The organism is Pedobacter jamesrossensis (assembly GCF_042650905.1).
Taxonomy (GTDB): domain Bacteria; phylum Bacteroidota; class Bacteroidia; order Sphingobacteriales; family Sphingobacteriaceae; genus Pedobacter; species Pedobacter jamesrossensis.
The window spans coordinates 145,501-155,150 of the sequence record NZ_JBHSBY010000144.1 but is presented as its reverse complement, the minus strand read 5'-3'; the positions used below and the strand labels follow the sequence as shown (position 1 = coordinate 155,150).

Genomic DNA, 9,650 nt, shown 5'->3' with positions numbered 1-9,650 from the left:
AAGCTATATGAAACCAGGCCTTTAAAATAAAAAAGTTCTTAGGCAGAAATTAACATTTTGTGGATAACACAACGAATTTTAGAAAATTTTATGCGTTGACCCTGAAATTCTTTGTATTCTTTGCGGTTAAATAAATCGAAATTCACATCTTTATAAAAGTATGAACAGTTTTTTTTCCGCTACTTCTATTTTATCTTTTCTGGGGTGTTTGACATTGGGAGCAATCTACGCTTGGTTGCTTTATAGAAAAAATAAAAATTTAGATAAAAATCTGCAATTTGGATTAGCTGGATTAAGATTTATAGCGGTTGCCTCTATTGCTTGGCTATTGTTTGCTCCGCTTATTCGAACCTTAAATTATACTTTAGATAAGCCTGTAATCATCATTGGGCAAGATAATTCTTTATCAGTAGGGCAGGTAAAATCAGCAGGTTTCAACCAGAAACTTTATGAGCAAAACCTAAAATCATTACAAGATAAATTATCAGATAAATACGAAGTTAAAACCTATAATTTCTCTGATAAAGTAAATGATGGCTTAGATTTCAAAAACAATGGAAAATTAACAGATGCATCTGCTTTCTTCCAAAAGATAAAAGATGAATATACCAATAGAAATGTTGGTGCAATTGTTTTAGCTACCGATGGAATTTTTAATCACGGTGGGAATCCTTTATATAGTATTAACCAAATTAATACGCCAGTTTATACGGTAGCTTTAGGTGATAGCATCCCTAAAAGAGATATTTTAATTTCGAATATTAACTACAATAATATCGTTTATCTGGATGATGACTTTACTGTTGAAGTGCAAATTCAAGCTTTTCAAAGTAACGGAGAGCAGGCAAACTTAATGGTTTCGCAAAATGGGACTAGGGTAGAACAGCAAAGTATTGCCATCAACGGAAGTTCTTTTGTAAAAACCGTTCCTGTTAAGTTACATGCCGGTAAAATAGGAATTCAAAAATATACGGTTTCTTTAGGTGCATTGCCTAACGAAATCACAACCAAAAATAACTCACAAACTATTTATGTAGAAGTAATTGATGGCCGACAAAAAGTATTACTGGCAGCTGTTTCACCACATCCGGATTTAGGCGTTTTAAAAGAAGCCATTTCCTTAAATAAACATTATGAAGCAAAACTAGCCTTGGCTGATGATTTGAATTCAATCGACCCCAATAAATTTGATTTGATTGTTCTTTATCAATTGCCAGATGCACAAAATGCTTCTGCCGATTTCGTTCAGAAAGTACTAAATTTAAAAAAGCCAATCTGGTATATTTTGGGTGCTCAAAGTGGCGTTAATTCTTTTAATCAGATTCAAAATCAGGTAAATTTAAGTTCCGCTAATGGCTCAGTTCAGGAAGTTTATCCTGATTTTGCAAATGGCTTTACTAGTTTTAATCTAACAGAAGTAGATAAAAAAGTATTTTCCAGTTTCGACCCTTTGCTTACGCCTTTTGGAAGATTGACAGTAAATGCGAGCGCAACCCCGGTTTTTAATCAGCGTATTGGGAAAATTATCACGCAGCAGCCATTGCTATTCTTTACTAATGATAGTGGTTTAAAGGCAGGTTATTTGATGGGAGAGGGCTTATGGCGCTGGAAATTATCAGAGGCTGAAAATGAGGTTGCTCAATCGAGTTTAGATAATTTGATTTCTAAAACTGTTCAATATCTTTCGGTAAAGGATGATAAACGAAGATTTAAAGTTTTTACCTCTAAATCAGCTTATGATGAAAATGAGGCTATTCAATTTAATGGAACACTTTACAATGAAAGTTACCAAGCGGTAAATGAACCAGAAGTAAATTTGCAGGTTAAAAACGAGGCTGGCAAAATTTTTAATTATACTTTTTCTAAAACGGAAAATGCCTATCAGCTTGATGGCGGAACAATGGCAGCAGGAAATTACAGTTATAATGCAAATACTACTTTAGGTGGAAAGAAATTTACAGCATCGGGGAGTTTTTATGTAAATGCTTTAATAGCTGAATATCAGCAAACTACGGCAAATCATCAGTTATTGAATACCATCTCTAAACAAAGTAATGGTAAACTTTTTATGCCTGCAGATTTATCGAAAATTGCAGATGAAATTCTTAAAAACGAAAACATCAAAACCATTAGTTACGAAGACCGAAAATATGATGAACTGATTAACATGAAATGGTTATTCGTATTAATCTTGATTTTATTGAGTATTGAGTGGTTTTTAAGGAAGAGAAATGGGGAGTTATAATTGATGTAATATGTAAAGAGGTAAAATGAGTGATTGAGAAACCTGTGTAAGTATGATATATTTTTGGATAATCGCTACGATTTTCCATCTTCCCTCATCCGTTTTCTATCTCTCAATGCCATTCATCTCTATACACAAACTTCGGCATTTGCCATTCATATTTTATCGAAAGTAATCTTAAAGCTAAGCCAACTATTGCGGCTAAAATGGTAGCCAATAGTTCTGAGCCCTGAAAATGTTCAACGCCTATATAAACAGTACCAGTAACGATTGCTGCACTTGCATAAATCTCTTTACGAAATAAGAATGGAACTTCATTACATAACACATCACGCAAAACTCCGCCTGCACAACCAGTAATCATGCCGCTAAATAAAACAATCAACGGAGATAAGTGAATCTGTTGTGCAACCTGACAACCAATTATTGTGAAAACGACTAAACCGAGGGCATCAAGATAAAGAAAAAGTTTTTTAAGCTTAGTCATGATGGATGCGATAAAAGCAGCTAATAATGCTGCACCAGCAGTTATAATCAAATATTCTGGGTGTTCTACCCAGCTCATTGGGTAATGACCAAACAAAACATTTCTCACTGTTCCTCCACCTAATGCGGTAACCCAGGCAATAATACATACGCCCACCCAATCCATATCTCTACGACCTGCAGAAAGTGCGGCAGTCATAGCCTCCGCAGTAATAGCAATGATGTATAAAATGTGGAGCATGAGGGAGATGGTTAACGGTTTAAGATTGTTTCAATTGCTTAATTGTTAAATCGGTTAACTTTACAACGGGATTAAGTTGTTTAAAGCTGTTAACTATTAACTGAAAACTGCTAACTGAAAACTAACTAGTCTTTCTTTTCTTCGTGAATAATAACAAAAACATCTTCGTTATCTTTTTTCATGAAGTATTTTTCACGTGCAAACTTTTCAGCGGTATTTAGATTGGTATTGAGTTCGTTTAAATCTTTTTTAACTTGAGCCGTTTCTTTTTCGAAGTACTCTTTTTCTTCCTGCAATTTATTCGCCTGACTGCGGTATTCATACTGCGACATCATATCGTTTTTATCGAAAAACAACATCCATAATGCAAATGCAACTGTTGCCAGAAAATATTTATTACGGAAAAGGTCTATTAAACGTTTCATATTTTTTTGAAAAATCGTCAGTACGAAGTAAATGTAAATAAAAACATCCGAAGATTTAAAATCTCCGGATGTTCTCCAAATAAGTTTTTCAACTTGTTAACACTCCAAACCCCTAAAGGGGCTTTTTTGGCATTTTCCTTAGTCCCCTTTAGAGGATTTTAGGGGTTTATTTTTTAGCGTATTTGAATTTCGAACCAATGAAACGAGCATTCTCGCCTAATTCTTCTTCTATACGTAATAATTGATTGTATTTTGCAATTCTATCTGAACGAGATGCAGAACCAGTTTTAATCTGACCACAATTTAAAGCAACCGCTAAATCAGCAATAGTAACATCTTCTGTTTCGCCAGAGCGGTGACTCATTACTGAAGTATAGCCACTGTTTTGAGCTAAAGTAACCGCATTAATTGTTTCCGTTAAAGAACCAATTTGGTTAACTTTTACTAAGATAGAGTTCGCTGTATTTTCATCAATACCACGTTGTAAACGCGTAACATTAGTAACAAATAAATCGTCACCAACTAATTGAACACGGTCACCAACTTTATCAGTTAAGCTTTTCCATCCAGTCCAGTCGTTTTCGTCCATACCATCTTCAATAGAGATGATTGGATATTTTGCAGAAAGATCAGCTAAATATTGTGCTTGCTCTTCGCTAGAACGAATCACACCAGTAGCACCTTCAAATTTAGTATAATCGTATTTACCATCTTTATAAAACTCAGATGATGCACAATCTAAAGCTAAACAAATTTGAGAACCCGGTTTGTATCCAGCAGTTTCAATTGCTTTTAAAACTGTTTCAATTGCATCTTCAGTACCATCGAAAGTTGGAGCGAAACCACCTTCATCACCTACAGCAGTAGATAAACCTCTATCATGAAGAATTTTCTTCAAGCTATGAAAAACTTCAGTTCCCCAACGTAAAGCCTCAGAGAAAGAAGGCGCACCAACGGGCATAATCATAAACTCTTGAAATGCGATAGGCGCATCAGAATGAGAACCACCGTTGATGATATTCATCATTGGAATTGGTAAAGTATTCGCGTTAACACCACCGATGTAACGGTATAAAGGTTGACCAATTTCATCAGCAGCAGCTTTAGCAACAGCTAAAGAAACGCCTAAAATTGCATTAGCACCTAAGTTACCTTTGTTTTCGGTACCATCAAGTTCTATCATTAATTTATCAATTGCGTTTTGCTCAAAAACATCAATACCTCTTAATGCATCAGCAATTTTAGTATTTACATTTTCTACAGCTTTTAAAACGCCTTTACCTAAATATGTAGATTTATCTCCGTCACGTAATTCAACAGCCTCATATTGTCCGGTAGATGCACCACTTGGTACAGCTGCACGGCCAAAAGCGCCTGCTTCTGTAACTACTTCTACTTCTACTGTTGGGTTGCCTCTCGAATCGAGGATTTGTCTGGCATGGACATTAACAATTATGCTCATTTCTATTTGATTTTTTTGTTGATTTTTAATCCGCTTAGTGTATAAAGTACAATTACTAAGCGCAACATCAAAGTTAATATAATTTTTAAATAAATAAAGAGATTCAGGCGTTAATGTTACGATGCTGATGCAAGTTTAACTACAACATAATTTTCTCTTAATATTGATATTTGGTAAAGTAAATGCAGTGGTTTTAGGGTTAAGCAATCCCGCTTTTGTTGCAATCTTTTTTAAAGATGCTGTCAAGCATTACAGAATATTCATGGTTGCTACAATAAAAAAGTATCTACTCAAATTCTGGTTTAGATAAAATCATTCTGTAATTCTTGAGACGAAAAAAACATCAACCTTAAAAAACATGGCGGGAGATAACTAATGAATTCAAAATTTCATCAGTTGCAAATGAAGGCAATGAACCTAAACAATTTGAATTTCTTGCCTTTGCCCTTAATGAATTTCTTATGTAATTCCTCCATCCTAAAACTGAAAGCAATGCTATGTGTAAGCAATTTGCATTTCATTGCCGTTGACTCAGTCAACGGTGAACTATTGAGCAATAAACTTATAAAATGGAACAAACTCCCGATGCCAAAACCATTCAGTGTGCTTTCCATCAGGTTTTTCTAAAAGCTTTATATTTTTATTTTTTCCATCAGGATTTAAAATAAAATAAATCTTTTTCATATCATTAATCATTTCTGTTCCCTCTTTATTGCCAGCTACAAAAAATAACTTGCTGTTTTTTAACGTCGCCAAAGCTTCAGTAACATCATTATCAATTTTAGGCGCTATCCAAAATGCCGGACTAAAAACCCCTGCCGAACCAAAAACATTTGGATAGGTTGCTATTGCATACATAGAAATTAAACCTCCCATTGAGCTTCCTGCAATTGAAGTATTTTTGGCGTCTTTCAACGTTCTGTATTTCGAGTCGATAAATGGTTTTAAGGTTTCTACCAAGAAAGAAACATAAGCTTTTCCTTCGCCTTTTCCGTACTTGCTATCATAAGGATTGTATTCTTTTAAACGGTCTTTGCCTCCATGGTCGATACCTACAATAATCATTTCTTTTCCACCAAGTGCAATTAAACTATCCATTACCGAATCAACAGCCCATTCGTTAACTCTTGGTGGATTTGCATGAAATAAATTTTGACCATCATGCATATAAATTACCGGATACTTCTTCTTCGATTTCGAATAATCTTTCGGCAAATAAATCCAAACCCGACGGTTTTTATCCAATTGTGGCATTAAAAACGCAGAATCAACAATGTGCACACGAACTCCATGTTGGTAATTTTCTTTTACCTGCTTAAAGTTATCACTCCACTCGGTAACACTTAAATTCAATACGGTATCAACACTCAGATTTACCATTCGGTTAGTGGTGGGTTTGCCATCATTTTTAGATTCTGCCTTATCCCAGCTGCCACGTGTAATTTTAAATTCCTGATTGCCCTTGGGTAAATTTAATTGGATAAAATAAGTTAGACTATCTTTCTGTTTAAAATTGAAAGCAGTATTTTTTGCATTCCAATCGTTAAAATTTCCGGCGATAAATATGCTGTCAGAAGTTGTTTTAGGAATATGAACAATAATATCAACCTTAATTTGGGCGGCTAAAATGTAAGGACATAAACAAAGAAAGCTCAGTAATTTTATCATAATTTATCAAGTTGATTTTTCCTATATCCAAAAATTAATTCATCAAAGTACTCACCACATTTAAAAATAGTAGCTTTCAATTCTGCTTCGAAAACAAAACCAACTTTTTTGAGTACCTGTTGTGACTGTAAATTTACATGAGAAGTTCTGGCGAAAATCCTTTCAATATCGAAAGTTTCAAAACCATATTTTAGCATTTCTCTTACGGCTAACGGAGCAATTCCATTTCCCCAGAATGGTTCAGCAATCCAATAACCTAACTCCGCATTTTTAGCATAAATATCTGCCAAAGGATGAACACCGATTGAGCCTGCAACCTCATTTTTAACTACAATTGCTTTAATTTGCAGTGGTTGATGACTTAATGCTAATTCGATAAATTTTTCTCCATCTAATTTTAAATATGGATAAGGAAATTTATTGGTTAAGTTTTTGGCTATTTTTAAGTTGTTGGCATATTTTACCAAAGAATCAACATCTGTAAATTCGAATGGGCGTAAAGTAAACTGCATAAGCTAAGGTGTATAATTGCAAGGTATTTAATCTTTGTAAACTGTTAAAATTAAAATTTATACATTATAAATTTTAATTTTGCTATTCCTTATTCAAACCCATCCGTAATATTGCTGTCTATACCTTAAATTTATAGAAAAATATAAATATGTCTTTATCTGGTTTCGCTAGAAGTAGTTTTGCTGCTTTATTAACTATATTAATTTTAAGTTTTGTTCAAGTATCAGCGCAAAAGAAAGATTCTATTGCTAGTAAACCAGTTAAGTTGCTCGATGAGTCTCAAATTCCTTTTCTAGTTACAAAAATCGAAACTTATAATTTCAAAATAGATAGAGATAAATTTCTTTTGCAACGCGGTTACGATGTTTCCCGTATCGAAAAAACAATGCCCGATATCATCAAAAAGGTAAAAGGCTTTAAAACCCGATTTGAAAAGAATGGTACAAACATGAATTTGCGTAGCCTTAATAGTGCTGTAATTATGCTATCGGAGGTTTCAGATAATTTGCAAAGTTATAAAGCAACGCTGAAAGAATATGTTAGCCAATTAAATAAAAGCAATGCAGATTTAAATAAAATGCTCAATGATAAGACGCTTAGATGTAACGTTGCTGATTCTACCTTAAAAACGCAATTAGTAGAAATTTTAGCTGATGGTAATAAACTAAACCTAGCCGAAAAGAAAGTTCTTGCAAAAATTAACTTATTAAGTAGTAGAATTTCGGTAAACCTTTTGCAGACTAAAAATCTTTCATCTGATATGGTTTATTTATCCATTTCTAAGAAGATAAATATGTGGTCGCAAGAAGAGGCTCCATTATTTAAAGCAAAACCAAGTCAATACGAAAGTTCATTATTTGAAATCGTTGTAAAAGCATTCGAACGCTCTGGTAGAATTTTGATAATCTATTTAGGAGGCAAAATATCAGTTATAATTCTAAGCCTTCTTATTTTCGGATTATTAACCGCATGGATGATTTCGAACATGCGAAGAGTGAAAAAATTAGAGGATGTAGAAAGTATTTTAGCGCAAGTAAATTTTCTGAAAAGAAGTGTTTTAGCGAGTTCAATTTTTGCGTTTTTTACTTACCTCCCTTTTCTTTTTGCCAACCCAACAATGTCGCTGCTACACACGATCGAGATTTTTCGAATTGCAGCATTGTGCTTTTTAATCCAGCCATTTTTAACAAAAGAATCCAAGTTTATTTGGTTTTCATTGGTTGCTCTATGGGTTTTCTACGTAGTGGATGATATTTTGTTAGATTCTGCTTTCGGAGAACGTTGGTGGCTTTTTATCGCCGGAATATTACTTATCTTTTTATGCGTAAAAATCATTCAAAATAAAACGAAACTTTTTGTCGGTTTAGAAGCATCTCCAGCTACAAAAGCATTAGTCGTTTTTACTATTGTTCAGGTATCGCTATCACTTATATTTAACCTTACCGGGAGATTATCGCTTGCTAAAATATTTGGCGTTAGTGCCGTACAATGTTTAATGCTTGGCATTACGCTAAAGGTTTTTTGTACAATGGTTTTAGAGGCAATTTATTTACAAACTGAAGCGTATCAATCGAGTCGTTTTTCCGATTTTATCAATTATAAAGAATTGCAATTTCGTCTGCAACGTTATCTGTGGGTAATAGCATCTGTTGTGTTTTTTGTGTCTTTTGTTAGGAATATCACTTTGTACGATTTGCTCACAACCTCTACTTCTAACTTCTTTAACGAAATTAGAAGCATTGGCAGCTACAAGTTTACTTTTGCAAGCATTGCGATATTTATCTGCATAATATGGCTTTCGTCAATCATTTCTAGTTTTATTAGTTTCTTCTTCGGTCATGAAAAAGCAGTTTCAGGTGGGAAAAGAAGCGGATTAAATTCTATGATGTTGCTTATTCGCTTAGCCATTTGGACTGTCGGTTTTTTTATAGCTGTAGCTGCTGCTGGTATTCCGATTGATAAACTTTCGATTATGCTTGGTGCTTTGGGCGTTGGTATCGGTTTTGGTTTGCAAAATATTGTAAATAACTTGGTTTCAGGTGTTATTATTGCTTTCGAGCGACCAATTCAAATCGGCGACCAAATAGAAATAGGAACAAAATCGGGTGTAGTTAAAGAAATTGGTGTGCGTTCGAGTAAAATTCACAGTGCTGAGGGTTCAGATATTATTGTGCCAAATGGCGATTTACTTTCGCAGCATTTAATCAACTGGACCATGCAAGATAGAAGTAAACGTGTAGAATTTAACATCAGTGTTCCTTACGATACAGATATTGAAATTGCCCGTAAATTAATAGCCGATAAGCTGGCAAAAAACGAAAAAGTTTTGCCAATACCTAGGCCGGTAATTATTCTTCAGGATTTTGGTGAATATGCAATAAGCATTCGAACTTTATTGTGGGTTGCAGATTTATCCATAGCTGGTGAGGTGCGTACCGAAGCCATGAACGATGTTAAAACCGTTTTAACGGAGGCAGGAATTAATTTGCAGGTTAGACCGTTAAGCTAAATTTAGTTGGGCGTTTTAACACGCTGTTCGCTGTATCTTTTTGGCAGAAAAAGCCAAAAAGTATGCCGCTTCCATCGTTAACGCAGGCAGCGAGGAACAAT

The 9,650-nt window shown here is 34.3% G+C and carries 7 protein-coding genes; 2 read left to right on the top strand and 5 right to left on the bottom strand.

Features of this window, described 5'->3' with window-relative positions; genetic code table 11:
* The first annotated feature begins 160 nt into the window (after positions 1-160).
* Complete coding sequence (locus tag ACFOUY_RS19850; protein WP_378963021.1) at positions 161-2,245, top strand: hypothetical protein; 2,085 nt, start codon at positions 161-163, stop codon at positions 2,243-2,245.
* A gap of 112 nt (positions 2,246-2,357) precedes the next feature.
* On the opposite strand, the gene ACFOUY_RS19845 is transcribed toward ACFOUY_RS19850, so the two are convergent.
* The 5 genes from ACFOUY_RS19845 to ACFOUY_RS19825 all read right to left on the bottom strand — a co-directional run bounded on the left by ACFOUY_RS19845 (position 2,358) and on the right by ACFOUY_RS19825 (position 7,039).
* Positions 2,358-2,972 carry a trimeric intracellular cation channel family protein gene (locus ACFOUY_RS19845; protein ID WP_378963020.1) on the bottom strand — a complete coding sequence of 205 codons (615 nt, stop codon included), beginning with the start codon at positions 2,970-2,972 and terminating at the stop codon, positions 2,358-2,360.
* A 125-nt stretch (positions 2,973-3,097) separates the two neighbouring features.
* Positions 3,098-3,397 carry an FtsB family cell division protein gene (locus ACFOUY_RS19840; protein ID WP_378963019.1) on the bottom strand — a complete coding sequence of 100 codons (300 nt, stop codon included), beginning with the start codon at positions 3,395-3,397 and terminating at the stop codon, positions 3,098-3,100.
* Between the two features lie 166 nt (positions 3,398-3,563).
* Positions 3,564-4,859, bottom strand: coding sequence for a phosphopyruvate hydratase (gene eno / locus ACFOUY_RS19835; protein ID WP_378963018.1), 1,296 nt, complete (start codon positions 4,857-4,859; stop codon positions 3,564-3,566).
* A gap of 546 nt (positions 4,860-5,405) precedes the next feature.
* Entirely contained in the window at positions 5,406-6,527 is a 1,122-nt protein-coding gene (locus tag ACFOUY_RS19830; RefSeq protein WP_378963017.1) for an alpha/beta hydrolase, read from the bottom strand.
* Entirely contained in the window at positions 6,524-7,039 is a 516-nt protein-coding gene (locus ACFOUY_RS19825; protein WP_378963016.1) for a GNAT family N-acetyltransferase, read from the bottom strand. The genes ACFOUY_RS19830 and ACFOUY_RS19825 overlap by 4 nt, the downstream gene beginning before the upstream one ends.
* A 149-nt stretch (positions 7,040-7,188) precedes the next feature.
* Here ACFOUY_RS19825 and ACFOUY_RS19820 point away from each other — a divergent pair, with 149 nt between their 5' ends.
* Positions 7,189-9,549, top strand: coding sequence for a mechanosensitive ion channel family protein (locus ACFOUY_RS19820; protein WP_378963015.1), 2,361 nt, complete (start codon positions 7,189-7,191; stop codon positions 9,547-9,549).
* Positions 9,550-9,650 lie beyond the last annotated feature (101 nt).